The 24447-nt window shown below is 35.0% G+C and carries 28 protein-coding genes; 9 read left to right on the top strand and 19 right to left on the bottom strand.

Annotated features, from left to right (window positions below; all coding sequences use genetic code 11):
* Nucleotide 1: 1 nt before the first annotated feature.
* From AC6H33_RS02365 to AC6H33_RS02350, 4 genes are read right to left on the bottom strand one after another with little or no spacing between them, the layout of a single operon-like run.
* The gene (locus tag AC6H33_RS02365; RefSeq protein ID WP_497605372.1) at nucleotides 2–418 is read right to left on the bottom strand and encodes a thioredoxin family protein; all 417 of its coding nucleotides are present in this window, start codon (nucleotides 416–418) and stop codon (nucleotides 2–4) included.
* Nucleotides 411–926 carry a shikimate kinase gene (locus AC6H33_RS02360; RefSeq protein ID WP_497605371.1) on the bottom strand — a complete coding sequence of 172 codons (516 nt, stop codon included), beginning with the start codon at nucleotides 924–926 and terminating at the stop codon, nucleotides 411–413. The genes AC6H33_RS02365 and AC6H33_RS02360 overlap by 8 nt, the downstream gene beginning before the upstream one ends.
* 2 nt (nucleotides 927–928) lie before the next feature.
* The gene (locus AC6H33_RS02355; protein ID WP_497605370.1) at nucleotides 929–2227 is read right to left on the bottom strand and encodes a hypothetical protein; all 1299 of its coding nucleotides are present in this window, start codon (nucleotides 2225–2227) and stop codon (nucleotides 929–931) included.
* A gap of 12 nt (nucleotides 2228–2239) precedes the next feature.
* On the bottom strand, nucleotides 2240–2680 hold the full coding sequence (locus AC6H33_RS02350; protein ID WP_497605369.1) for a hemerythrin domain-containing protein: 441 nt from the start codon (nucleotides 2678–2680) through the stop codon (nucleotides 2240–2242).
* Between the two features lie 142 nt (nucleotides 2681–2822).
* Between AC6H33_RS02350 and AC6H33_RS02345 the strand changes: the two genes are divergently transcribed.
* Genes AC6H33_RS02345 through crcB form a run of 7 tightly spaced genes read left to right on the top strand, consistent with a single transcriptional unit; the run spans nucleotide 2823 to nucleotide 7966 of the window.
* Nucleotides 2823–4142 carry a S41 family peptidase gene (locus AC6H33_RS02345; protein WP_497605368.1) on the top strand — a complete coding sequence of 440 codons (1320 nt, stop codon included), beginning with the start codon at nucleotides 2823–2825 and terminating at the stop codon, nucleotides 4140–4142.
* A gap of 1 nt (nucleotide 4143) precedes the next feature.
* Nucleotides 4144–4857, top strand: a complete 714-nt coding sequence (purC, locus tag AC6H33_RS02340; RefSeq protein ID WP_497605367.1) for a phosphoribosylaminoimidazolesuccinocarboxamide synthase — start codon at nucleotides 4144–4146, stop codon at nucleotides 4855–4857.
* A gap of 28 nt (nucleotides 4858–4885) precedes the next feature.
* Nucleotides 4886–5128, top strand: a complete 243-nt coding sequence (purS, locus tag AC6H33_RS02335) for a phosphoribosylformylglycinamidine synthase subunit PurS (protein WP_497605366.1) — start codon at nucleotides 4886–4888, stop codon at nucleotides 5126–5128.
* Nucleotides 5125–5799 carry a phosphoribosylformylglycinamidine synthase subunit PurQ gene (gene purQ, locus AC6H33_RS02330; protein ID WP_497605365.1) on the top strand — a complete coding sequence of 225 codons (675 nt, stop codon included), beginning with the start codon at nucleotides 5125–5127 and terminating at the stop codon, nucleotides 5797–5799. Before purS ends, purQ begins: the two co-directional genes overlap by 4 nt.
* Complete coding sequence (locus AC6H33_RS02325; protein ID WP_497605364.1) at nucleotides 5799–6932, top strand: hypothetical protein; 1134 nt, start codon at nucleotides 5799–5801, stop codon at nucleotides 6930–6932. Before purQ ends, AC6H33_RS02325 begins: the two co-directional genes overlap by 1 nt.
* Nucleotides 6910–7608: a lysophospholipid acyltransferase family protein gene (locus tag AC6H33_RS02320; protein WP_497605363.1), complete on the top strand. Its 699-nt coding sequence runs from the start codon at nucleotides 6910–6912 to the stop codon at nucleotides 7606–7608. The genes AC6H33_RS02325 and AC6H33_RS02320 overlap by 23 nt, the downstream gene beginning before the upstream one ends.
* A complete protein-coding gene (gene crcB, locus AC6H33_RS02315; protein ID WP_497605974.1) occupies nucleotides 7577–7966 on the top strand; it encodes a fluoride efflux transporter CrcB in 390 nt (129 codons plus the stop codon). The genes AC6H33_RS02320 and crcB overlap by 32 nt, the downstream gene beginning before the upstream one ends.
* Here the strand turns inward: crcB and AC6H33_RS02310 are convergent.
* On the bottom strand, nucleotides 7956–8525 hold the full coding sequence (locus AC6H33_RS02310; RefSeq protein ID WP_497605362.1) for an ATP-binding cassette domain-containing protein: 570 nt from the start codon (nucleotides 8523–8525) through the stop codon (nucleotides 7956–7958). The two genes, crcB and AC6H33_RS02310, sit on opposite strands and share 11 nt — an antisense overlap.
* Before the next feature lies 1 nt (nucleotide 8526).
* Nucleotides 8527–9219, bottom strand: a complete 693-nt coding sequence (locus AC6H33_RS02305; protein ID WP_497605361.1) for a dUTP diphosphatase — start codon at nucleotides 9217–9219, stop codon at nucleotides 8527–8529.
* Between the two features lie 116 nt (nucleotides 9220–9335).
* Between AC6H33_RS02305 and AC6H33_RS02300 the strand changes: the two genes are divergently transcribed.
* Nucleotides 9336–9524: a uracil-DNA glycosylase gene (locus AC6H33_RS02300; RefSeq protein ID WP_497605360.1), complete on the top strand. Its 189-nt coding sequence runs from the start codon at nucleotides 9336–9338 to the stop codon at nucleotides 9522–9524.
* Here AC6H33_RS02300 and AC6H33_RS02295 read toward each other — a convergent pair.
* Genes AC6H33_RS02295 through ovoA form a run of 4 tightly spaced genes read right to left on the bottom strand, consistent with a single transcriptional unit; the run spans nucleotide 9496 to nucleotide 13430 of the window.
* Nucleotides 9496–9924 carry a hypothetical protein gene (locus tag AC6H33_RS02295; protein ID WP_497605359.1) on the bottom strand — a complete coding sequence of 143 codons (429 nt, stop codon included), beginning with the start codon at nucleotides 9922–9924 and terminating at the stop codon, nucleotides 9496–9498. The two genes, AC6H33_RS02300 and AC6H33_RS02295, sit on opposite strands and share 29 nt — an antisense overlap.
* The gene (locus AC6H33_RS02290) at nucleotides 9914–10147 is read right to left on the bottom strand and encodes a hypothetical protein (protein WP_497605973.1); all 234 of its coding nucleotides are present in this window, start codon (nucleotides 10145–10147) and stop codon (nucleotides 9914–9916) included. The genes AC6H33_RS02295 and AC6H33_RS02290 overlap by 11 nt, the downstream gene beginning before the upstream one ends.
* Complete coding sequence (locus AC6H33_RS02285) at nucleotides 10147–11346, bottom strand: PatB family C-S lyase (protein ID WP_497605358.1); 1200 nt, start codon at nucleotides 11344–11346, stop codon at nucleotides 10147–10149. The genes AC6H33_RS02290 and AC6H33_RS02285 overlap by 1 nt, the downstream gene beginning before the upstream one ends.
* Nucleotides 11331–13430 carry a 5-histidylcysteine sulfoxide synthase gene (ovoA, locus tag AC6H33_RS02280; protein WP_497605357.1) on the bottom strand — a complete coding sequence of 700 codons (2100 nt, stop codon included), beginning with the start codon at nucleotides 13428–13430 and terminating at the stop codon, nucleotides 11331–11333. The genes AC6H33_RS02285 and ovoA overlap by 16 nt, the downstream gene beginning before the upstream one ends.
* Before the next feature lie 28 nt (nucleotides 13431–13458).
* Between ovoA and pgeF the strand changes: the two genes are divergently transcribed.
* Nucleotides 13459–14184, top strand: a complete 726-nt coding sequence (gene pgeF, locus AC6H33_RS02275; protein WP_497605356.1) for a peptidoglycan editing factor PgeF — start codon at nucleotides 13459–13461, stop codon at nucleotides 14182–14184.
* Between the two features lie 14 nt (nucleotides 14185–14198).
* On the opposite strand, the gene AC6H33_RS02270 is transcribed toward pgeF, so the two are convergent.
* The 9 genes from AC6H33_RS02270 to lysA are packed head-to-tail and all read right to left on the bottom strand — an operon-like array spanning nucleotide 14199 to nucleotide 24424.
* Complete coding sequence (locus AC6H33_RS02270) at nucleotides 14199–14828, bottom strand: hypothetical protein (RefSeq protein ID WP_497605355.1); 630 nt, start codon at nucleotides 14826–14828, stop codon at nucleotides 14199–14201.
* A gap of 36 nt (nucleotides 14829–14864) precedes the next feature.
* Nucleotides 14865–16691 carry a 1-deoxy-D-xylulose-5-phosphate synthase gene (gene dxs / locus AC6H33_RS02265; RefSeq protein ID WP_497605354.1) on the bottom strand — a complete coding sequence of 609 codons (1827 nt, stop codon included), beginning with the start codon at nucleotides 16689–16691 and terminating at the stop codon, nucleotides 14865–14867.
* Nucleotides 16692–16700: 9 nt separating this feature from the next.
* Entirely contained in the window at nucleotides 16701–17495 is a 795-nt protein-coding gene (gene fliH, locus AC6H33_RS02260; protein WP_497605353.1) for a flagellar assembly protein FliH, read from the bottom strand.
* Between the two features lies 1 nt (nucleotide 17496).
* Entirely contained in the window at nucleotides 17497–18525 is a 1029-nt protein-coding gene (gene fliG / locus AC6H33_RS02255) for a flagellar motor switch protein FliG (protein ID WP_497605352.1), read from the bottom strand.
* Between the two features lie 18 nt (nucleotides 18526–18543).
* Nucleotides 18544–20244 (bottom strand): flagellar basal-body MS-ring/collar protein FliF, encoded by a 1701-nt coding sequence (gene fliF / locus AC6H33_RS02250; RefSeq protein ID WP_497605351.1) that lies wholly within the window; start codon nucleotides 20242–20244, stop codon nucleotides 18544–18546.
* A gap of 18 nt (nucleotides 20245–20262) precedes the next feature.
* Entirely contained in the window at nucleotides 20263–21357 is a 1095-nt protein-coding gene (gene hisC, locus AC6H33_RS02245) for a histidinol-phosphate transaminase (protein WP_497605350.1), read from the bottom strand.
* Nucleotides 21347–22438 (bottom strand): prephenate dehydratase, encoded by a 1092-nt coding sequence (gene pheA / locus AC6H33_RS02240; protein ID WP_497605349.1) that lies wholly within the window; start codon nucleotides 22436–22438, stop codon nucleotides 21347–21349. The genes hisC and pheA overlap by 11 nt, the downstream gene beginning before the upstream one ends.
* Nucleotides 22435–23211, bottom strand: a complete 777-nt coding sequence (locus tag AC6H33_RS02235; RefSeq protein WP_497605348.1) for an HAD-IIA family hydrolase — start codon at nucleotides 23209–23211, stop codon at nucleotides 22435–22437. Before AC6H33_RS02235 ends, pheA begins: the two co-directional genes overlap by 4 nt.
* 1 nt (nucleotide 23212) lies before the next feature.
* On the bottom strand, nucleotides 23213–24424 hold the full coding sequence (gene lysA, locus AC6H33_RS02230) for a diaminopimelate decarboxylase (RefSeq protein WP_497605347.1): 1212 nt from the start codon (nucleotides 24422–24424) through the stop codon (nucleotides 23213–23215).
* Between the last annotated feature and the right edge of the window lie 23 nt (nucleotides 24425–24447).

Here is a 24447-nt window from a genome sequence, read left to right as displayed (position 1 = left end):
TTTATTTTTTCCCTTTTGCAAACTCTTCTCTAACTATTGCCAACGCTTTTAAAAAGTTTTCTGGATCAACTGCACCCATAAGTGGCTGAAATATAGGCTCAGAGTCTGAGTACAAAAACCAAATAGCAGGTGTTCCTGGTTGCCATAACTCTTTAGGCATATAATCATTCTCATCACTATAAGATATTATTGAGACAAAGTTCTTGTTAAGCTCTTCTATAACTCTCTTATCTTTAAATGTTGTTTCATCTAAAACGACACAATATTTGCATGTGTGTCTTGATGATACAAAAAGTACTGGCTTTGAAGCTGCTTGTGCGCTTTTTATGCCCTCATTATAATCTTTTGCCCACTTTATTTCAGAGCCCATAAGATTTACTAAAAATCCCATCAGAAGAAAAATAAAAAATTTATGCATACTGTTTTACCTTTTGTAGAAGTTCTTTTGCGCAATCAAGCGCACTTTTATCTGTCACATCGATGGTTATGTCTGCAACTGCCGCGTATTGTGGCAAACGCTCATTATATAGCTCTTTTGCCTTTTTTATATCATTTAAGAGAGGTCTTTTTTTAAGTTTCTTGACCGCATTTGGATGATTTTTTATTCTTTTTATTATCTTATCAAAGGGGGAATTTAAAAAAACAACTAAACCTATGTCTTTTAGGTTCTCTTGTTTAAAAAATCCGCCACCTGTTGAGATTAGAGTATTTGTTACATTTTTCTCAAGCCATACAGATAGCTTCTTTTCTAAATTACGAAAATATGCCTCTCCGCTCTGCTCAAAAATCTTTTTAACAACTCTGTTTTCCATACTCTCTATCAAATCATCAGTATCTATTGATATATAATCAGAGAGTTTTATAACTTCCCTTGCAATACTTCCCTTGCCTACACCCATAAAACCTATAAGTATTATATTTTTCACTTTTAATTCTCTGCTTTCATTGTAAACATACTCATATCAAAGTCTGGTTTTCTCTTTAGTGTTTTATAATATATCAGCACTGCAGATACGATATTGTACTCTAAAACAGCCATACTTAAAATAAAGGTAATGGCAAAAACACTCAGAAGTGAGGGTATAAAAAATGATAAAATAAAACCAATTAAAGAGAGTATAAAGAGTATAAATTGACTCTTTGAGAGCCTCTTATCAATCATATCATTCATTGTAGGTATACTCATATATCCTTTAGCGTTAAGATGGAACCATACTAAAAATGGAACTATTTTATATAGCATCCCAGACATTATAGAAAATATAAATCCGCCTCCTATTAAGATAGAGACTATTACAATATATTTTTCATCTAAAAAATCGTTTATGCTCCACGCAAAGGTTCCAAGTGTCATAAATATAGCAGCACTTCTCCAGTACCAAACAGTCACATCACTGACTTTTCGTCTTCTAGCATTTAACTTCAGATACACAGTTGTTGCAAATGCCCAAAAAAAGAGCGCTATCCATATTTTGGCGATAGTTGAATAAAAGTCAAAGAAAAGATTTAAAAATAGCCAAAGAATAAGTCCAGTTGTTATAAGCATAACAACACTTTTTTTACAAAATCTCTTAAACCGTGGAGCTACATAAAACATAGGTAAAATATGGAAGGCAACTCCAATAATTAAAATCCCAGCAAAGCCAAAAATAGCCCATACGCTATGAACATTTGCAAAAACATGGTGCAGTGCAGAAAATTTTCCAACTCCATAAGATGCCAACAGATGTGCACCCATAAGCGTTATGATAAGAGCAAAAAAGAGGCCAGTTATCATAGCTCTTATACTAGCAGTCACATGAACAACTCCTCTAAAAGCAAGAAGCATTGAGATGATTAGTATAAGAAACCCGCATAGGAGAAAAAATGATGCCAAGAGTGTGATTTTTGAAATATCAAACCATAAGCCAAAAATCATAAAAAGAGTTCCAAAAAGCAAAAATACGTATGAGATTTTAGAGACAATACCCACTTTTGCTATTCTAACACCTGCTAATACTGGCAACATTTGAACAAGCGCACCAAGCATCACAAAGCCTAAAAAGCCTATGGTTATGGCATGTGTAATGACAATCGTTTCAACAGAGTACCTGCTAGAGAGAGTTACTGCATCGCTAAATAGAATCAATATCCCTGCTAAAATAGCGAATAACGGCGCAGTTAGAAAAAACCTAAGTGGCGCAGATATAGGCGGTGCTTGGTCTACTGACAATCCATCAAAATCCATATCTTCTCTTCTCTACTCAATAACCATTGAGTTCATCATATCTATAATGCGCTCTGCATCAGCACTTAAGTGTTGCTGTGCCATTGGATATAGCATCTGCTCCTCTTTCATGTTGTGCTGTTGCATTAAAATCATCAAAGTTTCACTGTTTCCAAAAAATTTATCTTTATCTTTAGCCTCAATCGCTTTGCGCATCTCTTCAAGCAAGCCTCTCATTTGTGTATGCTCATGTCTCATAATCGCCGTTGGCCCTTGTGTCATACCAGTTTTATTCTCAAACTCTAAAAACATTACACGCTCTTCCATCTGAAAGTGCTTCTCTGTATTTTTAGCAAACTCTTCATAAGCATCTTTTGCGCTCTCAATTGAGTTTGCAACAGCATCTTCCATATTTGCAAAAAGCTCATCACAACGACCATGATCTTCAGCTAAAAATTCTTTTATAGAACTCATTTATATACCCCTAATAATTAATATTTTCGTATTATATTAAAAATAATTTAAATAGAAATTACCACGTATCAATACTCAATTCTAATTGTTATTTAAACAGCTTTTTACTATAATATCTCTTTTAAATTTCACAGGATAAATAATGAAAAACAAAAAACTAATTACTCTTGGTTTTGCCTCAGTAACAGTTGCTCTTGCCCTTTTATTTTCTACAAATCTTTTTGCTTCAAGTACAGATAAAAAAGAGAAGAGTAAAGAGGCTTCAAGACTCGAAGCTCTGGCTAAGTTTACAAAAGTCATAAGTATAGTTGAACAATACAATGTTGATAACGTAACAATTGAGGAGCTAATGGACAAGGCTCTTGAAGGTATGATGAGCAACCTAGATGCGCACTCAAACTATCTAACACAAAAAGATTATAAAAACTTAAAAGTTCAAACAAACGGCGAGTTTGGCGGACTTGGAATCACTGTCGGCGTAAAAGATGGGGCACTTACAGTAATCGCTCCTATCGAGGGAACTCCTGCGGACAAAGCTGGCATAAAAGCTGGTGATATTATTTTAAAAATTAATGAAAAATCAACTCTTAGCATGACTATTGATGAAGCTGTATCAATTATGCGTGGCAAAGTTGGAACAAAAATCGAACTTACAATTGTTAGAGAGAGCGAGACAAAACCTCTTGCAATCTCTATAACAAGAGGAATAATCACAATTGAGTCTGTTTATGCAAAATCAGTTGGAACTGACATCCAGTATATAAGAGTTACAAGTTTTGATAAAAAAGTTGTAAGCGATGTTGCAAAAGCGATAAAAGAGAAAAAAGCTACAACAAAGGGAATTGTTCTTGATTTGAGAAATAACCCTGGCGGACTACTTGATCAAGCTGTTGGACTTGTAGATATTTTTGTTGACAGTGGAGATATAGTTTCACAAAAAGGCAGAAACAAAGCAGACGATGAGAGCTACAGTGCAAAATCAAGCAATACTCTTACAAAAGTGCCTCTTGTTGTTCTTGTAAATGGCGGAAGTGCTAGTGCTAGCGAGATTGTAAGTGGAGCGCTTCAAGATCATAAACGCGGAATTATAGTTGGTCAAAACAGTTTTGGAAAAGGAAGCGTTCAAGTTGTACTTCCTATAACCGATGAAGAAGCAATCAAACTTACAATCGCAAGATACTACCTTCCAAGTGGAAGAACCATTCAGGCAGTTGGAGTAAAACCAGATGTTGAAGTTTTTCCAGGAGAAGTAAAAACAACTAAAAATGAGTTTGCACTAAAAGAGGCTGATTTAAAGAAGCACCTAGAAGAAGAGCTTGAAAAAGTTGATGGCGAACAAGAGACACAACTGCCAGAGCCAGACTCAAAGTTAGTTATAAGTAACGAGATGATGAACAAAGACCTTCAACTCAAAACTGCAATAGACATCTTAAAAGCATTAATAATCACAAAAGGAGAATAGTATGGAAAAAAGAGAACTGATTTATGAGGGTAAAGCAAAGAAGTTATTTAGTACTGATGATGCAAATTTGCTTATTTCAGAGTTTAAAGATGATTTGACTGCATTCAACGGAGAGAAAAAATCTAGTGAAGCTGGAAAAGGTGCACTAAATAACAAAATATCTACGGAACTTTTTAAACTCCTAGAAAATCATGGTATACAAACTCACTTTGTAAAGATGCTAGATGACAATCATCTGCTTCACAAAAAAACAAAAGTTATCCTTATTGAAGTAATCGTTAGAAATATTGCAACTGGAAGTCTAACTCGCAACCTTGGGATAAAAGACGGAACAGTTCTTCCTTTTACCTTAGTTGAGTTTGATTATAAAGATGATGCGCTTGGAGACCCAAAACTAAATGATCAACATGCACTTATTTTAGGGCTTGTTGAGTATCAAGATGAGCTTGATAAACTTCGTAGAATGGCTAGACAGATAAATGATATACTAAAGCCTTATTTTGCTCAAAAGGGGCTAAATCTAGTTGATTTTAAACTTGAGTTTGGTAAAGACAGCAGTGGAAATATTATTCTGATAGATGAGATTAGCCCTGATAATTGTCGTTTTTGGGATATGGATAGTGGCGAGAAGATGGATAAAGATAGATTTCGTCAAGGTTTAGGCGGTCTTAAAGTGGCTTACGAGCAAGTTTTAAGCCGTATTTTGGCTAAATAGTTAATTAAAATAAATTCAAGGAATAGTAATGAAAGTAGTTGTAAATGTTTTTTTAAAAGCTGGTGTACTTGATTCTCAAGGAAAGGCTGTTCATCACGCATTAAAGTCTATACACTTTGACAATGTTAGCGATGTTAGAGTTGGAAAACAGATTATTCTTAATCTAAATGAGAGTGATGAGAAAAAAGCAATGGAAGATGCTACTAGAATGTGTGAAGACCTTTTAGCAAATACTGTTATTGAAGACTACACAATCGAGATAGTGAAATGAAAGTAACAATACTACAGTTTCCAGGTACAAATTGTGAGTATGATGCACAACATGCATTTAAATCTCTAGGTGCCGATACTGAAATACTTTGGCACAAATCTGAGACTGTTCCATCTGATACCGACTTATTGGTTGTTGCTGGTGGTTTTAGTTATGGCGACTACTTAAGAAGCGGTGCTATTGCAAAATTTAGTCCTGTTATGCTTGCTGTTAAAAAATATGCCAAGGATGGTGGAAAAGTTTTAGGAATCTGTAATGGTTTTCAAGTTCTAACAGAGTCTGGTCTTCTTCCAGGTGCATTAAAGAGAAACGAGACTTTGCACTTTATCTCAAAACACCATCATCTAAAAGTTATCAACAATGAGAATATATTTTTAGAAAAACTCAACAATGGTGATATTGTAAATATTCCTATTGCCCATCATGATGGAAACTACTACATTGATGAGAATGGCTTAAAAGAGCTCTATGAAAACAACCAAGTTCTTTTAAAATATTGTGATGAAGAAGGGAATGAGAAAAACCCAAATGGCAGTATCGACTCAATTGCTGGAGTATGCAATAAAGAGAGAAATGTTTTTGGTCTCATGCCTCATCCTGAACGTGCTATGGAGGCTATTTTAGGTAGTGACGATGGTATAAAAATGCTTCAAGGATTTTTGAACGCGTGATGAAATTTTTATTGGCATTGCTCTTTTTTTGTGCTGCTCTATTTGCTAATCCAGATGATGCTAGCTCTACGCAAGAAAAACAAGAACTTAGCGGTGTCGATGTTCCTTATGAAGAGAACATAGATACTCTTTCCAAAGTCATATATTTAAACTACGAGAAAATCCCTCAAAGAGTATTAAATGGAGAGATATTTTCAGTAACGATAAAAGCTCTGTGCGTAGTTAAAGATTTTGTAGATATTTCTTATAAATTGTCAAATGAAGAGGGGTTGAAAATACTAAATCCTGTTCCTTTAAGAGATAAAGATTCAAAATACTTCTATGATACATTTCACTTTATAGCAACATCTCAAAACTCAAGACTTCCTGACTTTGAAGCATCGCTAATTGATGCTAATGAAAAAGCGTATCAAACAACTTTTTTAGAGGGAGAGAAGCTAAACGTAATCGCCCTAAATCCTAAAAATGATTTTTCAAATATTATTGCAAACTCTTTTGATATTTTAGAATACAAAACAACTACTTATGACACAACGCATAATATAGTAGTTTTTGTAGCTGCTGCTACAAATTCAGACCTTTCTGCACTTAAATTAAATGGTGTCTTCAAGCAAGGTATAGAATCTGTAACGCACTCAAATAATGACTATAAAATTACATACTATGCTATTGTTGGTAAAAGCATGAGCAATCTATCTTTTTCATACTTTAATATTTTAAAAAATAGATTTATTTTTGTCAATATTCCACTTATTGTCAGTGATGACAGTGTTACCACGCAGAGTGATTTAAAACCAACTGATCAATCAAACGAGATAATTAAAATGGGAGTTGCTGCCATAGTTGCTTTCTTGGCTTTTTTAGTAGTTTTATGGAGAAAAAGATACATATATCTAATTTTTATTTTTGCTCCTCTTGCTTATATCCTATCTATCGCTCTTCCTTCTAAAGAAGTTTGTATAATAGAGGGAGCAGAAATATATCTTCTTCCAATGAGCAATGGAACGATTTTTGAAAAGGCAACAACTCAGTACAACCTACAAAAAGAAGCAGAAGTAGAAGGCTGGGTAAAAGTACAATTAAGTAACGAAAAAATAGGTTGGGTAAAAAATGAAGATATTTGCTCACGTTAGTTGGCTTTTTGCAACAATAATAATTCTATCTTCTCTTTCCATAATGATAATAACCTTTTATATTTTACCAAAACCGTATAGCCGAAAATTAGCTGCTTGGCTAATTAGGCTAAGTATCTTTCTTAGAACTTCTATCACTGGAAAAGAGGATCCAAATGCTCAACTTTTTTTGATAAATCATCAAAGCGATTTAGATATTGTAGTTATGGAAACTATCTCAAAAAGAGACATTGCGTGGGTTGCAAAAAAAGAGCTTTTTGACATTCCATTTTTTGGTTTGGCGCTTAGACTTCCAAAAGATATAGCAGTTCATAGAGAGAGTAAGACATCTCTTATAAAACTTTTAAAAGATGCGAAAAAAGTATTAAGCACGAACAGAGCTATTGCAATGTTTCCAGAAGGTACGCGCTCCGCAAAAGGTATTATGTTGCCTTTTAAATCAGGTGCAAAGCTTTTAGCGGATTCAAACTCTCTTGTTGTTCAGCCTGTTGTATTTATAGAGACTGCAAAACATTACAATATAAAAGAGTTTTTTTATAAATCTGGTTCTATAAAAGTTATATATTTAGACTCATTTGTTGCTGATAAAAATGACAGTGAATGGTTGAGTGATTTACGAATAAAGATGCAAAAGGTTTATGATGATGAGTTGGCAAACAATTCTAGCAATAGGTAGCGGAGGCTTTATAGGAGCGGTTCTTAGAGCCTATCTAAACGGTGTTATATCACATAAAATGCCTCATGATATTCCTTTTGGAACTCTTGGTGTAAATCTTGCGGGCAGTTTTATTATGGGACTACTTATAGCCTATTTTATGTACAGCACAATTTTCTCACTTCATATGAAATCATTTTTAAGCACTGGTATTTTAGGTGCTCTAACAACTTATTCAACATTTGCCATTGAGAGTTTTTTACTTCTAAACAGTGGTCAAGTTGCCATGGCACTTGCAAATATATCTCTAAATGCTTTTGGTTCTATCTTTATGGCAGGTGGCGGGTTTTATATCGCAAAGCTCTATCTTAGAGCATAATAATCTCATCTGCGCACCATTTAGCCAAATCCAAATCATGCGTTATAAGAAGCATCCCCATATTTTCTAGGTTATCTAAAAACATTCTCATAACTTCTAACTGAATAACATTATCAAGCGCTGATGTCGGCTCATCTAAAAGAAGCAAATCTGGTTTCATAAGCATCGCACGAAGGATAGAAGCACGTTGGAGCTGTCCACCTGAGAGTTCATGTGGTAGTTTTAAAAGAAGCTCATAATCAAGATTTAACTTTTTGATATGTATCTCAAGCTCATCTGTTTTTGCAACTTCACTTATCTGATTTAAAAGTGTATAGCTTGGATGAAAAGAGCTATATGGATCTTGGAAAACTTCTGAGCAAAAAGAACTTTTTATGGTTCCACTTTGTGGACGAAGATTTTTTAATATAAGCTCAAAAAGTGTGCTTTTTCCAGCTCCACTTGCTCCAACTATTGCTTTAATCTCCCCCTTTTTTAAACTAAATGAGAGATTTTCAAAAAGTAAAAAATCTCTCTGGTATCCAAAAGAGAGATTCTCAACCTCCAATACACTACCCAATTTAGCTCTTATTTAGCGATATATAAAGCTTTGTAAGCTCTTTGTATAATTCACTAGGAGATATGTCACTGCCCTTATCTAAAACTCTTTTCATAACAACATTATCCTCTTCACCTGCCCAAACTTTTATATATGAGCCATCTTTGTATCCATTGTCTTGTCTAAATTGATTTAAAATATTTTTACCAACATAAAGTTTGTAAAGAGTATCTAAATCAAGTCCGCTCATAACAACCAAATCAAAAAACTCGCTTATCAATTTTTCTAATTCAAGATTATCTCTATTTAAAACATCAAACATTATAGACTCAATCGTCTCTATGATTATGTCCTGAGTGGAAAAAAGTTCATTTTTAGTATCTATCTTGTTAAAGTTTGAGAGTGCTGATATATCAAGTGCCAGTTCATCAACACCACCTTTATAAGCATTTGCATAGTTCTGTATTGCCAAACTCATGATAAAGTGCCAGACATCAACTACCTCTATCTGCAAATTAGCCCAGTCAGCTTCTTTATCTATATTTTTCCAGTGTTTCCAAGAAAAGCTGTCAATCATCTCAGCGCATTCCATGTATACACAACGCTTCCAATTGATAATCTTATTGTTTTTTGTAACTCCCTTTGTCCACTCTTCTCCGTTGGTTGCCTCATTTAGACTAGATTGAAGCTGTAGCATAAGTAGTATTTTATCCACTTAATTTCCTTTAATTATTTCCTGCAATGCAAACAAACGCTTAAGCATTTTAGAGATATTTTTTATCTAAGCATTGTACCAAATATGCTAAAATAGCACACTTAAAAGAGAGCCAAATGAAGAGAATTAATTGTAGAAGATGTGAATACTATTTTGTTACATGGGAGGCGCAGAGACCTCATGGGTGTAGAGCCTATGGTTTTAAATCACCTCAAATACCATCATTAGTAGTATTTCAAAGCAGTGGGAGTGATTGTACTATGTTTAGAGAAAAATCTACTCAGCAGAGTTCGTCATCCAAATAATCTTTTTTCCAAAACCAAGCTTATTGTCAGTTAATTTAAAATAGTTGATTTTTATCTGCCAAAGTTTTGGACTCATGGCAAAGGCATAAGGAAAGTGCCTAAAATAGAGCTTTTTAAGCCCTTCGTCTTGTAGTTGTAAAAACTCTCCTCTAAACTGAACTCCCTCTATTTTACCAACTACCTTTGTCTCTAAAACAACAGTTCCTGCAACTTTTTTATTTTTGAAAATATTTTTTATATGTGTTGTCTCTTCACTGCTTGCTACTACAAAAGAGTTGTATGCTGAATCAAAAGCATAGAAAAGGTTACAAGCACTTACATCTAGTCCGTCTGTTGTACATAGTGATAATACATGATGTTTTTGTAAAAAAGAGTCTATTTTTAAGAGATTATTCTGCATTAAAATCTTTATAAAGATGTCGTTCTAAATCCTCTAACGTATGCATCTCTCTCTTTTTTAACATCAATTGTGCTGTATCATCATTTACCATTATTTCATACATCTCTTTTGGAGAGGTCATTTTATAGTGGCTTTTTAGAAAATCTAGCAAGATTTCAAAGTTGTCATTTTTTTTATCACTATACTGCTTAAAAAATTTAAACTCATCCCAATTTATCCCCATCAATCTCTACTCCTATGTTTTTCAAGTGCTATTTGAAGTTTATTTACTACTTGAGACATTTTAGCAGATGAGATTGCAAAATTCAACCTCATAAAACCGCTTCCCTCTCTACCAAAACTTATCCCTGCACTAAGTCCAAGACCTGCCTCTTTTATAAAAAACTCTCTTAACTCCTTATCCCTAAGAGTCAGCCCCCTACAATCAAGCCACGCGAGGTAAGTTCCCTCAATTGGGGTTACTTTTATTAGATAAGGATAGTTTGCACATAACTCTTTTAGCATACTGTAATTTTTAAAAAGATGTGTCTTTAGCTCTTCAAGCCACTCTCTGCCCTCTACATATGCCGATTCAAAAGCTACATGTGAGAGAGCATTTCCAGCAGCAAAATGAATACGATTATATACTTTTAAAAACTTCTCTCTTAATTCAATATTTGGTATAGCAACACTACTCATCGAAAATCCAGCCATATTAAAAGTTTTTCCAACCCCAATTGCAGTGATAGTAATATCTCTAGCAGCTTGGCTTAGAGATGCAAATGCTGTATGAGTATTTGGTGCATAAACCAAATCAGAGTGGATTTCATCGCTAAAAACTACTATGTTATATTTTAGGCAAACCTCTAAAATACGTTCTAGCTCTTCCCTCCTCCAAACACGCCCTACTGGATTATGCGGAGAACAAAGAAGCAGAAGTTTAGTTTTTTCATCTATTTTTGAGAGTAAATCTTCTACATCAAATATGTAACTTCCATCATCTTCTTGTTTAAGAGGATTTTTTAAAAGCTCTCTATCGTGCTCTCTCACACTATGAAAAAATGGTGGATAGACGGGTGTTTGAACTATGACTTTATCGCCTTTGTTGCTAAATGCTTCTATTGCAGCGTTCATACTCGCAACCACAGAGTGCGAGTAGAACATATCTTCTAGCTCAAATTCTACCCCATGCACATCCTTCATCCACTTTATCTGAGCCAAAAAAGCGCTATGAGGCACCTCTTCATATCCAACGATAGGATGCTCAAGGCGCTTTTTTACGGCTTCAAGCACAAATTTAGGTGTATCTATATCCATATCCGCCACCCAAAGAGGTTCTACATTTTTTGTACCAAAAAGCTTCTCTCTTAGTGCGTATTTCTCAGCGTTTGTATCTTCTCTTGATGCGGAGGTTGAGAAGTCATAAGTCATATTTTCCTCCACACACTAACCTCAGCAACGCTATGTTGATATTTTCTCTGTGTCTCTTTTATAACAAACTCAACATTTTCTACATGTATAAGCTCAAAATGTTTACCTAGAATCTCTTTTAGTGTATCTATGGTTTTAACTTCTTTGTTATTCTCATCTTTGTACCCACCAAGCCAAAACTCTTTTTTTGTTGAGCTCTCTTGCCATGTGTAGGGAGAAGTTAGAACTAAAATACCATCACGCTCTAGCCGCTCATGAACGCTATCTAAAAAAAGTCTTGGGTTATATAGTCTGTCTATTATATTTTTTGCTAAAATCAAATTATATGAGTTGAAATTTTGCTTTAGATTACATGCATCGCCTTGCCAAAAAGAGACTTTATCTTTTATCTTCTCATATCCTAACTCTTCAATGGAGGCTCTTCTCTCCTCGCTTAAATCGCCCTCTGTTTTGGTTCTATACGCTACATAGCCATCATTTTTAAGCTTTACTCCAACACCGATAAATCTTGCAGAAAAATCAATCCCATCAACCTCATCAAAACTATGCGCCAACTCAAATGTAGCTCGTCCAGTCGCACAACCCAAATCAAGCGCTTTTGTCCTGTTTTTAACAAATTTAGTTGCTATCTTTACACACTCTAGTGCAAAGTTTTTTACTCCAAAAAAGCTATCTCCGTACTGAAACTCACAGTACTGCGAAACCAGTTCATCACTTTCATAAATATCGCTCTGTTTTTCTATATCTGAGCTAGAGATTACATATCTAAATCCAGCATTTTGAAAGAAGTGTCTGCGAAAAGCGTAACGAGAGTGCTTCATTATAAGATTTCCGCTACTAGCCCATGATGAGCCAAGTATGAGCGCATGTTTATTATCAAATGTAGGAGTTGAAAAGTCATCATACGCAGGATGTACCTCAAAACCATCAAAGCCAAATATTGGGGTTCTGCTCCACTGCCAAACATTTCCAACGACATCATAAATCCCGTTAAAACTAAACTCATTTACAGGACATGAACTAGAGTAGTGATAAAAATTCAAATTTGCCCTACTCTCATGAAAATCTGGAATATCTTCAAGCTTTACATACTCATAAATCACTCTATACTCCGCCTCGCTAGGCAGCGAGTAAGTCACTCCATCTTTTTTGCTCTTATATCGACAAAACGCTTCTGCTTCGAGAGCATTTACATCAACTGGCCAATCAAGGGGCATATCTATGATTTTGCTCAGAGTTCTATACTTATAAACATCACTCTCTCTAACCCAAAAAGTAGGATATTTTGCACCGCTTATCTCTAAAAATTTCCATCCCTCTTCATCCCAAAACTCCTTATTTGTGTAGCCACCATCTTGTACAAACTCCATAAATTCACCGTTACTCACAAGAAACTTTGAAACTTTAAAATCCTCTACTCTCTCTTCGTATTTTCCATATTCATTGTCCCAACCGTAAAGATTATGTCCTTTATCTTTGCCAAGTTTAATATTTTTGCCATTTATATCAATCATGCTATTTTGTGGAGCTAGTGAAGTATGTGTGCAGATATTAAACTCTTTTACCTCTTTTACAAGCTCTATTGGCATTTGACGATGAAGAACAAGTGAAGTCTCTATATGTATCCGCTCATGCTCAATTGCCATAAGGATTATCCACATAGGAGATTTATCATCTATTGGCAAAGGCATAGGAAGTGTAGTTATAAGCCCATCAACTATCTCTCTTACAATGTTTCTATACTCCCTAACCTCGCTAACTATTGGCCACTTATAGTTGCCACTATTCATATCATCCCAATCCATCTCATCAACACCAACTGCAAATATTGACTCAAACTCTGGATTTACTCTCTCTTTTATTATCTTCATATTTATAAGTTTATTTATAAAAAAAGTAGCGGTATGTCCAAAATAAAATATCATCGGATGTCTTGTAATCTCCGATTTGTTGTAAAAAACATCATCATCTTTTAGTAGCTCAAAAATCTTCTCAAAAAGTGAAAATGTATTGTGAAAATACTCTCGTATCTCTTGGCGCTTCTTCTGCTCATTTGCGCCCTCTAACGTGACTGGATATAGACTTAATCTACTCAAAATAGTACCTTTAGGATATAATTTTTCTATGAAATTTTATTATAGTAAAAAATTAGCACAATCGCTAAATCTGACTCACGCTTTTACCACAAAGTCTAGCGGTAATCTTGCATTTCACGTAGATGACAATGAAGCAAATGTGCAAAGCAACCACCTTAAACTAGCCAAAGAGTTAGGATATGAAAAAAAATCTCTTATTCATATGAAACAGGTTCACTCTAGTTTAGTACATCTGGTAACTGATGAAGATTTTAACTCACCTCCAACATGTGACGCTCTTATAACAAACAAGTCAAACACTCCACTTATGGTTATGGTAGCGGACTGCTCGCCGATACTCTTTTATGATTGTGAGAAAAAAGCAATAGCAGCCGTTCATGCTGGAAGAGCTGGAGCATTTAAAAACATAATAAAAAAGACAGTTGATAGCTTTATAGACAATTTTCAAAGTGAAGCAAAAGATTTATATGTGGCTATTGGTGCTAGTATTGGAGTTTGTTGTTATGAAGTTGGAGTGGAAATTTACGATGAAGCAAAAGCATTAGACTTAGAGTACGCTATTGATATAAAAGATGAAAAATATTATCTTAATGTAAATAAAATCCTAAAATCTCAACTTCTAGTGTGTGGCATCAAAGAGGAAAATATAGAATTTTCAAATGAATGTACATGCTGTAACACTAAAGACTATTTTTCATATAGAGCCGAGCAAAAAACTGGAAGATTTGGGGCAATTATAATGCTACAAAAGTAGCATTATAAAAACTGTTAATCCCTATTTTTACCTCTGCCATCTTCTCTTTTTTCACTTTTATTCTTTTTCTTATCTTCACGATACTCAGCTTTGTGCTTGTTTTTTGATTTTGTCTCATGATAACCTCTATCAATGTTTCTAAAATCTTCCCCTGCACGTCTTCGTTCTATTACCTCATCTATGCTAACTCTGTGGTATGAGGATAAAAAACGTACATTTACAAGCTCAGCTATAGCATCATCATCTAAATATAATTTTTTTCTACTTTTTTTATGCCCGTAAGCTCTGCCATATGGAGGACCATATCTTCTATCTGTCTCTACAACATATATAACTTCTGGATTAAGTCCAAGATTGATACTTATATCCCACCAACTACTGCCAGCCATACGAAGTTTTGCTATATATTTTGGGCTTCTTCTTACTTTTTCTGCCAAGAAGTAAGCAACACTAATATCACTCGCAGACAACTCTTCTGTGGCGATTACAATTTCTCTTTGAGGAACTCTGTAATAATCTCCTATAGAAAAAGAGAATGAATCAACTCCTTTTTCTGTTCCAGAGAGACCTATATCAAAATCTGCCGCAAACATTGAAGAGCTTATTGAGAGTGTTAAAAAAATACCTGCTACACTTATTTTCATTTTACATCTTCCTTGCTATATAATTTATGCATCATTCTAGCGTAGAATAAACTCTTTAACTCTAAGGGCAAGTTGTACAGGTAAAAGTCTAAGTGACTCTTCAACATCTTTTGTTTTACCGTGAGTTATAAACTCATCTTCATACTCAAAACTCTCTAACTCAACATGTAAGATTTTTTCCCGTGCAAAAAATTCTAAGATTGCAGAGCCTACTCCGCCCATCTTTGCACTGTCACTAAATACAAACCATTTGTTATGTGTTTTTGCCATTTCACGAAGCATATCTTCATCAAGTGGCTTGACAAATCTAAGGTCTAAAATACTAACCTCATCTTCTAAAAATTTCGATGTCTCATAAGCACGTCCAACACCATTACCATAACCGATAAAAAGAGTATCACTATTGCTTGAGCGAAGAAGTTGCGATTTTGCAAGCTCAAAATATTTAGACTCTGGCAAAGAGGTCTCTGTAAATGAGCCTCTTGGATAGCGCAGTGAACATGGAGAAGGATACTGTGCAGCAAACGCCATGGCCTGATGAAAACTCTTCTCATCTCTTGGAGCAAAAAGAGTCATATTTGGTATCGCTCTTAAAAAACTTATATCAAAAACACCCTGATGCGTCTCTCCATCTTCTCCAACTATTCCAGCACGATCAAGCGCAAAAACAACAGGCAAGTTCATCAAACATGTATCATGAATCACTTGATCATATCCACGCTGTAAAAACGTCGAGTAAATTGTACAAAACGGTTTAAATCCCTCTTTTGCTAACGCTGACATAGATGTAACTGCATGCTGTTCTGCAATTGCAACATCCCAAAATCTATTTGGATATAACTCTATAAGATCACTTAAACCTGTTCCACTCGGCATTGCAGCAGTTGCGCCTACTATCTTATCGTTATGTTTTGCAAGATGAAGAAGAGCCTCTGCATAAATTTGAGTAGCACTTTTTGCAGAACTTTTTTTAGATGCAGCTCCGCTATCCAAATCAAAAGGTCCAACACCATGCCATTTCTCTTCATGCCCTTCAGCTATCTGATAACCTTTACCCTTTAGTGTTTGTGCATGAACGATAACTGGTTTTTTTAGCTCTTTTGCTTTTTGAAGTATCTCTATCAATGAGACTAAATTATGTCCATCAACTGGGCCGATATAGTCTATGCCCATCTCTTCAAACATAATTCCTGGAGTTATGAGTTTTAGCGACTCTTCCATTCTTTTTGCTATATATCTAGCACCCTCTCCAAAATTATCTACAAAACTTTCTGTATGTTTTTTAAAATTTTGATAAAAAGGAGATGCCATAGCTGAGCTTAAAATTCTACTAATTGCACCTATTGGCTTAGATATACTCATCTCGTTGTCATTTAAAATGATTACCATTGGGTATTTTCTCTCGCCAAGCTCATTAAGTGCTTCATAGACCATTCCAGCGGTCATAGAACCATCGCCAATCATAACAACAGGGATTCTGCTATCTTGCTCACCCTTTAGAGCTATCGCCTTTGCAGCGCCAACACCTAAAGATATAGAAGTAGAACTATGTCCTGCAACAAAATAGTCGTGCTCGCTCTCGCTTGGCTTTGTGTAACCGCATAAACCATTAAACTGTCTTAATGTATCAAACTCATTCCATCTTCCAGTTAAGAGCTTATGTGCATAAGATTGGTGCGATACATCAAATATAAAAGGGTCTTTCTTTGAGTCAAAAACCTCATGCATCGCAACAATAATCTCTGTTGCGCCTAGTGTTGAACTTAAATGTCCACCATTTTTACTAACAACTCTAAGTATCTCTTCTCTTATATTTTTACAAACAATCTCTAACTCTTTTATTCTACTTGGCTTTATATTCATCTATACTGCTTACTCACTTAATGCTGCTCTTTTTACACGTTCAAATCTTTTACTAATCTGCGCATCTATGTTTCCAGCTTCACTTATAGCTATTACACCGCCTAAGTTAACCGCGCTATCTGAGATAATTTCTACATGTGCTAGTGTACCAAGCACCTGCGATATTTCTCCATGGTCTTTTGGATTTACCTTTAATGTTATCTTTGACGAGCCTTGTAACTCTTTTATCAACTCTTTTGCTAAGAGTATTGCCACTTTATTTGAGTTTTCGCCCAACTCTATTTTGATAACTTCTTTTGAAATATCAATAGCAGCACCTATCAACTCATCTTTTATCTTCTCTAATGCGCTCTCAAATTCTGTTGCATTTTTTTCTAATTTTTGTATAGAAGCGTTATATTGAGAAATTACACTAGAGATATTGTTTTTATCTTCTTTTAAAGCTTTCTCACGGCCACTCTCTACGCCTAGCTCAAATGAATCATCTTTAACCTTTTGAAGCTCCTCTTTGTGCTCTGCTACCATGCTCTCGAGTTTCATCTGAAGTTTTATAAAGTTTGAGGACATTTCGTCTGTTTTGTTTAAAAGAGACTCTATTAATGAGTCTTTAGAGCTTTGACTTATAGCGCTTGAATCAACTTCACGCTCTTTAATGGGCTCTTGGCTCTCAATCAAAGAGTTATTTGCAAAAAAAGAATTCTCAGCAACATCTTCACTTATCTCATCTTCTATTGAGAGAAATTTAAAGTTATATTTATCAACTTTATGTCGATTAATTTTATCGTTACTAATTATACTTGCCACTCTATTCCACCATCTCTTCAGATGAAGTTCCTAACTGAATTGTTCCCGTTTCTGCAAGGCCATTTACTATCTCAACAATTCTTCTTTGAGCACCCTCAACATCTTTCATTTTTACAGCGCCCATAAACTGCATCTCTTCTTCAAATGCCTCTTTTGCTCTCTCACTCATTGCGCTAAAGAATTTCTGTTTTAGATCTTCAGGAGCACTTTTTAAACCTAACATCAAGTCTGGTTTATCAATAGATTTTAATATCTCAGCAATTGCATTTTTATCTAGTTTTGCAATATCTTCAAATGTAAACATCATCTCTTTGATTAGATTTGACATCTCTTCATCACGCTCTTCAATCTTAGCAAGTGTCTCTTTTGAAGCTTTTGCACCAAGTCTGTTAAATATATCCGCAACAGCACGAGGACCACCGACTTCAACTTTATATGAAGCAAGAGATTCAAGCTTAGACTCAAGAACAGCAGATACTCTTTTGATAACTGAAGGAGAAATATCTCCTAGCTTTGCCATTCTCATCGAGACTTCACTTCTAAGGTCATCAGGAAAATACTGAAGCGTATCAGCAGCTTCGGTTGCGTCCATATGAGCCAAAATAAGCGCAATTGTTTGAGGGTGCTCATTGATGATAAAGTCTGATAACTGCTGTGGTTTAATTTTAGATAGATAAGAGAAGTTTTGAGTTTCTTGCATACTTTTTGATAGTTTCTCAAGAACTTTTTTAGCCTCTTCTGGTCCTAATGTTCTGTATAAAAGCTCGCGCGCATACTCTAAACCACCAGAAGTAATAAACTGCCCAGACTGAAATATCGCATAAAACTCTTCCAAAATCGCAGTTGCAACACTCTTCTCTACACTCTTGTTTGTTGCAATATGTTTTGAAACTTCTGTAATAGCATCAACACTCATATTGGAAAATATAGCGGCCGTTACATCTTCGCCCATCTGCATAAGCAATATTGCAATCTTTTGCCCCATGCTCATCTCATCAAATTTTGCTTGTTGCGTAGGACTTAAAGTCATATAGATTCTCCTTCTGCTTTATCTTGTTGGTGACTCAGTCTCTTCGGTAAGAAGTGCTTGTAAAACTAGCGCAACTGCTTCAGGAGACTCATCAGCCATATTTTTTATCTTCTCAAGAAGAACATCATATTTTAGTTCATCCTCATTAAACGAATTTCCAACACCTAGCTGTTCTTCAACTTTTTTACGCATTGATTGAACTTTTTCTACCAAATCTTCATCTTCATCATCTTTGATGTCTAAAACAGGTCTGCCAATTTCATCTTCTTCTTTAGATATTTCAAGCATTCTTTGTGCAAATGGAGAGATAACTTTTTTATAAAGAACAAGAAGCAGAATAAGCACAAACATATACTTAAACAGTTCAGAAAATGGTGCCAAATATGTTTGTGAAAATAAAACAACTTGACTAACTCTCTCTTTTGAAGGATCAAGCTGCGCTCTTTTAAACTGTAAGTTTTGAACGCTAATTTGGTCTCCTCGCTCTTCGCTGATTCCAATTGAACGGCTAACAAGTGCGCTAAGAGCCTCTAAGTCACTCTCTGAGAGTGCTTCATATACCAACTCTTCTGTTGCTTTTCCATCTGCATCATTTTTATAATTATATTTTCCATCAACAACAACAGCCGCTGTCACTCTCTTTATACGTGCAAATTCACTCTTTGTTGTTGAGACAGTTTTACCAACTTCATAGTTTGTAGTTCCTGTATTTTTTTCATATTTTTCACTTGTTTTGTTACTAGCTAGACCCTCAACTGGGCCTATATTACTAACAGTACCAGGAACTCCACCGACTTCAGCAGGGGTAGAGCCATCTCTTTTTTCTTCACTAACTTGTTCACTTCTTACAACGTTTTCTGGGTCATAACTCTCTGAAGTTGAATTTTTTATAGAAAAATCAAATTCAATTGTTACTTGTGCAACAACTTTTTGCTCTCCACCAACAAAAGGAGAAACTACTTCTATAATTTTTCTCTGTTTTTTCTTTTCTTCTTTTGTCTTAAAATTCTGCTGAACCGTAGAGAGCTCACCCATTTGAGCCATCTCATCATCATCGCCTAATGTTTCGCCATCATTATCTATAAGCATTACATTTGCAGATGTCAGATGTGGCACTGCTGCGGAAACAAGATTTTTAATGCCCCTAATCTGCTTAGAAGACAGCTTTCTTCCCTCAACCAATGTAACCATAACGGAAGCGGTTGGTTCACCTTTTTTCTCAACAAAAAGCGTCTCTTTTGGGAGGGCTAAACTTACACTCGCATTTTCTATTGGAGCAAGAGAGTTGATTGTTCTTGAGAGTTCACCCTCAATAGCACGAAGATATTTTACATTTTGGTCAAAACTTGTTGCTCCAAATTCTTGTTTATCAAAAAGTTCAAATCCAACACCGTTATTTTTTGGAATTCCAAGTGAAGCAATTGCAATACGCTCTTTATATACTACATTTTTTGGTACTTTTATAACATTTTTATCTAGTATTTCATAAGGGATATTGTCTTTTTCTAGTTGCTCTACAACTTTTGCAGCATCTTCCGAACTTAGGGAATCAAAAAGAGTCTCATATTTACTTAGAGCATCTTTTTTTTCTGTATACACTACGAGAAAAATCACAAATGCAACAATACCAACAATAGCCACACCTATGATAAACTTCTGCTGTTTTGTAAGCTTATCGTAGAGAGTAACTAGTTGTGAAAAAAGTACCTTAAAATCCATTGACTTCCCATTTTAACATTATAAAAATTGTATTACTAATTTAAAAAAACGACTATTTTGCTCATCAGTACCAATTGTAACTCTGATAGCATTCATGTTATAACTGCTTAAATCTCTTACTATCATACCCTTTTGTAGGAGCTGATTTGCTATTTTTGTAGAATTTCTCTCAGCACCAAGCGACAATGTAACAAAATTTGTATAACTGTTTATTATATCTATTTTTTGCTCTTTTGCAAACTGCTCATAGCGTTTCATCTGCTCTAAATTAAGAGCTATACTTTTTTGTACAAAATCATTATCGCTAAGGGCTACTGTTGCTGCTTCTAGTGATAATGTAGTTATGTTAAATGGTGGTCTTAGTTTATAAAGCTCTTTGATTATTTTAGTATCTGCTATACCATAACCAACTCTCATTCCGCCAAGTCCATACGCTTTTGAAAATGTTCCAAGATAGATAACATTTGAGTGTTTTTCTATAAGTTCTTTAACTTTTATCTCTTTTTTTGCATCTTTTATAATTGCATACTCCATGTAGGCTGCATCTACCACAACTAAAGTATCCTTGTCTATTTTTTCTAAGAAATCATATATTTTTTGCGCATCAAGAGCATCGCCCGTTGGGTTGTTTGGCGTACAAATAAATATAATCTCTGGCTTTTCTTGCTTGTATAGTTTATAAAACTCATCTAAATCATGCTCTTGTGAAGATGTTCTTATAACATTTGCACCTACATGCTTAGCGTAAATTTCATACATAGCAAACGTGATACTATTCATCAAAATCTTTGAACCACTATGTGCTTTTGCGTGGATTAAGAACTCTATTACTTGATCGCTTCCTGAGCCAATGATTATATTTTCACTATTAACATCATATCTCTTAGCAAGTGCATTTTTTAGGTTTATCATAGAGTCATCTGGATATAACGACATCTTTGTTAAGATTTTGCCAACTGCATCAATTACTTTAGGCGAACATCCAAGCGGATTCTCATTAGATGCTAGTTTTACTATATCTTTTGGCTCAATCCCATGTTCTCTTACAACAAGCTCTATGGGCTTTCCTGCTTCATACGTTTTTATATCTTCTAAATGTTTATTAAATTTCAATCTCTTCTCCTTTTACATAGCTTCCAAGCCATGTAACCTCTTCTTTATGTTTTTGTAACACTTTTTGGAACTTCTCATCATCAACATGGCCATAAAAATCTATAAAAAACCAGTACTCAAACCCGCCCTTCTCTTTTGATGGGCGAGACTCTATTTTAGAGAGATTTATACTCTCGTGCTCAAAATCTTGCAAGAAATGCACAAGTGAGCCAGCCTTTACAGAGTCTTTTAATCTTACCAATATAGAAGTTTTATCATCTTGACTCTTTGCATTTTTAAAGTCACTTAGTATCACAAATCTTGTTTGAGAGCCTATGCTATCTTCAACATGGTCAAACATTGTTGGAACACTATATAGCTTTGCTGCTATATGACTACATATAGCAGCCGCGCTCTCATCTTTTGAAGCTAGTATTGCTGCTTTTGCGGTAGATTCAACGGGGATAAGTTCAACATTGGAGAGGTTATGTTCTTGCAAAAATTCTCTACACTGCCCAAACCCCTTGTCTCTTGAGTAGATTTTATTAATATCTGATATTTTTTTTGCTTTTGTTACAAACGACATGTGAATCGGCATATACAGCTCTGCTACTATTTTTACGGAGCTCTTTGCCAAAAGGTCAAGTGTCTCACCGACAACTCCATCTCTTGAGTTCTCAATTGGAACTACTCCAAATTTTGCTCTTTTAGTCTCTAGCTCTTTAAAAACATTTGAGATAGATCTCATAGACATATAGTCACTCATTGCCCCAAAACGGCTCTCTGCTGCTTGATGCGTAAAACTACCTTCTGGCCCTAGGTATGCTATGCGTTCTGGTAGTTCTAAGTTTCTAGAAACTGCAAATATCTCTAAAAATATAGCCTCTATCGCATCTTGATTTAAAAGTCCATTCTCTTTTGTGCTATGTTGTGCTAAACGCTCGATTATAGCTTTTTCTCTCTCTGGTCTGTATATAGCAGCGTCGGTGCCTTTTTTTATCTCTCCAACACGTTTAACAACAACCATTCTCTCATTTAAAAGCTCTAATATTTTGTCATCAATCGTATCAATTCTATCTCTACAATCTTCTAAAGTTTTCATATTTTCTCCAAAATCTCTTGCATATCAGCATAGACGTAATCAGGTTTTAATTCAGGTTTTAAAAAAGGGACTATCTCATCTGCACTTTTATATTTTCCACTTGTTACGAAGAGAGTCTTCATACCAAGCTCTTTCGCGCCTCCTAAATCTCCCTTAACATCATCACTAATAATTGTCACATCACTAAATTTTGCATCATTTTTTTGCTTACGAAGCATTATCAAAGCCTCATTATAAAATGCTCGACTCGGTTTTCCTACAACTTCATATGAGCATGACGTTGCAAACTCTAGCAGTTTTAAAATTGCGCCAACCCCAGGGTATCTTTTAGAGTTTTTTGCATATATAGATGTCTCATGCATACCCACCAAAGAAGCACCTGCCAATAAAAAATCGATGATTTGAGCAAACTCTTCAGATGTGTAATTCTCTTTTATTGATATTAGTACTGTTTTTGGATTTTTATAATTAAATATATATCCCATTTTTTTTAGTACAACCAAGAACTCATCTGCGCCATAAGGAGCAACAGAGCTTTTTTCTACATGTGATTCTAAAAGCATAAGTGGGTCAAGATATGAAGAAAACTCTATATTAAAACCTTTAGATTTCAAAAAATCAAAAAAATCAATAGAAGCTTTTTTTGTGCTGTTTGTGATAATCATATAGGGTATTTTTTTTTCATTTAGCGCATCAATAAATTCTCTGCTTCCCCGTATTGGGGATTTATCGCTATCGCTAATTAGTGTGCCTTGCACATCAATAAAATACATCTTAGTTCTCCAAATACTCTTTCTCTAAAGCTATAAGGTCCTCAAACTCTTCACGCTTACGGATAAGTTTTACCTCATTACCGCTTATAGCAACCTCAGCGCTTCTACCTCTTGTATTGTAGTTACTGCCCATACCAAAGCCATATGCTCCAGCACTATGAATAACCAAAAGGTCGTTATGCTCTAAAGCTGGAAGCATATATCCCTTTGCAAAGAAATCTCCACTTTCACAAACTGGCCCGACAACATCTGCTTCGCTAAGTTCACTTGAGCTATCTGTTAATGCTTCTATTCTATGATATGCCTTATATAAGCTTGGTCTGAGCAAATCATTCATCCCGCCATCAACCACAACAAATCTTTTATCGCCATTTCTTTTTTCATAAAGAACTTTAGTTAAAAAATAACCGCCATTTGCAGTTAAAAATCTTCCTGGTTCACAAATAACTGTTAAATCTAAACCTTTTAGAGTTGATAAAATAGCTTGTGCATAATCATATGGGGTTATCGTTGTCTCATCTTTGTATTTTACTCCAAGACCTCCACCTATATCAAAAAACTTTAGCTCTATTTTTATATTTTGAAGTGTTCTTACCAAATCAGCCACAATCTCTGCTGACTCATATATAGGCTTTAGTTCTGTAAGTTGTGAACCTATATGAAAGTGGATACCTACAGGGTCTAAATACTCAGAGTTGTTTGCCTTTATGTACATTCTCTTAGCAGCATCTATCTCTACTCCAAACTTGTTGTCGTGAAGCCCTGTTGATATGTAAGGGTGAGTTTGTGGGTCTATGTTTGGATTTACTCTGATGCTTATTCTACATTTTGCACCAAGTTCTTTTGCTATGAGCTCTACACGACCAAGCTCTGCTTCGCTCTCTACGTTAATATATAAAATATCTAACTTAATAGCTTGAGTAATCTCATCATCACTCTTTCCAACTCCAGAGAAAATGATTTTGTAGTTAGGTACTCCCGCTAAAACTGCACGATGTACCTCACCAATAGAGACACAATCAGCTCCACTTCCTAAAGTAGCAAAATGTTTAATAACACTAAGATTTGAGTTTGATTTTATAGCAAATGCCATAATAGATTTTCTGCCTTTAAAAGCGGCTTTCAACTCCTCATATTGTGCGCTCATGTAGTCTAAATCATATATATATAACGGTGTTTTATAAGTAGCTGCTAGTTCTTTAAAATTTATCATAAAAATCCCAAATATTTTTAAGT

This window comes from Sulfurimonas limnophila (assembly GCF_059705345.1).
This window is presented reverse-complemented; position numbering and strand designations above follow the sequence as displayed.

Coding starts and splice junctions, on each gene's coding strand:
- AC6H33_RS02320 (WP_497605363.1), top strand. CDS start 6,910: ATGAAGATATTTGCTCACGTTAGTTGGCTTTTTGCAACAATAATAATT.
- AC6H33_RS02300 (WP_497605360.1), top strand. CDS start 9,336: ATGAAGAGAATTAATTGTAGAAGATGTGAATACTATTTTGTTACATGG.
- purS (WP_497605366.1), top strand. CDS start 4,886: ATGAAAGTAGTTGTAAATGTTTTTTTAAAAGCTGGTGTACTTGATTCT.
- lysA (WP_497605347.1), bottom strand. CDS start 24,424: ATGATAAATTTTAAAGAACTAGCAGCTACTTATAAAACACCGTTATAT.
- AC6H33_RS02345 (WP_497605368.1), top strand. CDS start 2,823: ATGAAAAACAAAAAACTAATTACTCTTGGTTTTGCCTCAGTAACAGTT.
- crcB (WP_497605974.1), top strand. CDS start 7,577: ATGAGTTGGCAAACAATTCTAGCAATAGGTAGCGGAGGCTTTATAGGA.
- pgeF (WP_497605356.1), top strand. CDS start 13,459: ATGAAATTTTATTATAGTAAAAAATTAGCACAATCGCTAAATCTGACT.
- AC6H33_RS02235 (WP_497605348.1), bottom strand. CDS start 23,211: ATGTATTTTATTGATGTGCAAGGCACACTAATTAGCGATAGCGATAAA.
- AC6H33_RS02290 (WP_497605973.1), bottom strand. CDS start 10,147: ATGGGGATAAATTGGGATGAGTTTAAATTTTTTAAGCAGTATAGTGAT.
- AC6H33_RS02365 (WP_497605372.1), bottom strand. CDS start 418: ATGCATAAATTTTTTATTTTTCTTCTGATGGGATTTTTAGTAAATCTT.
- pheA (WP_497605349.1), bottom strand. CDS start 22,438: ATGAAAACTTTAGAAGATTGTAGAGATAGAATTGATACGATTGATGAC.
- purC (WP_497605367.1), top strand. CDS start 4,144: ATGGAAAAAAGAGAACTGATTTATGAGGGTAAAGCAAAGAAGTTATTT.
- AC6H33_RS02325 (WP_497605364.1), top strand. CDS start 5,799: ATGAAATTTTTATTGGCATTGCTCTTTTTTTGTGCTGCTCTATTTGCT.
- purQ (WP_497605365.1), top strand. CDS start 5,125: ATGAAAGTAACAATACTACAGTTTCCAGGTACAAATTGTGAGTATGAT.
- AC6H33_RS02350 (WP_497605369.1), bottom strand. CDS start 2,680: ATGAGTTCTATAAAAGAATTTTTAGCTGAAGATCATGGTCGTTGTGAT.
- AC6H33_RS02355 (WP_497605370.1), bottom strand. CDS start 2,227: ATGGATTTTGATGGATTGTCAGTAGACCAAGCACCGCCTATATCTGCG.
- fliG (WP_497605352.1), bottom strand. CDS start 18,525: ATGACTTTAAGTCCTACGCAACAAGCAAAATTTGATGAGATGAGCATG.
- dxs (WP_497605354.1), bottom strand. CDS start 16,691: ATGAATATAAAGCCAAGTAGAATAAAAGAGTTAGAGATTGTTTGTAAA.
- AC6H33_RS02270 (WP_497605355.1), bottom strand. CDS start 14,828: ATGAAAATAAGTGTAGCAGGTATTTTTTTAACACTCTCAATAAGCTCT.
- fliF (WP_497605351.1), bottom strand. CDS start 20,244: ATGGATTTTAAGGTACTTTTTTCACAACTAGTTACTCTCTACGATAAG.
- AC6H33_RS02295 (WP_497605359.1), bottom strand. CDS start 9,924: ATGCAGAATAATCTCTTAAAAATAGACTCTTTTTTACAAAAACATCAT.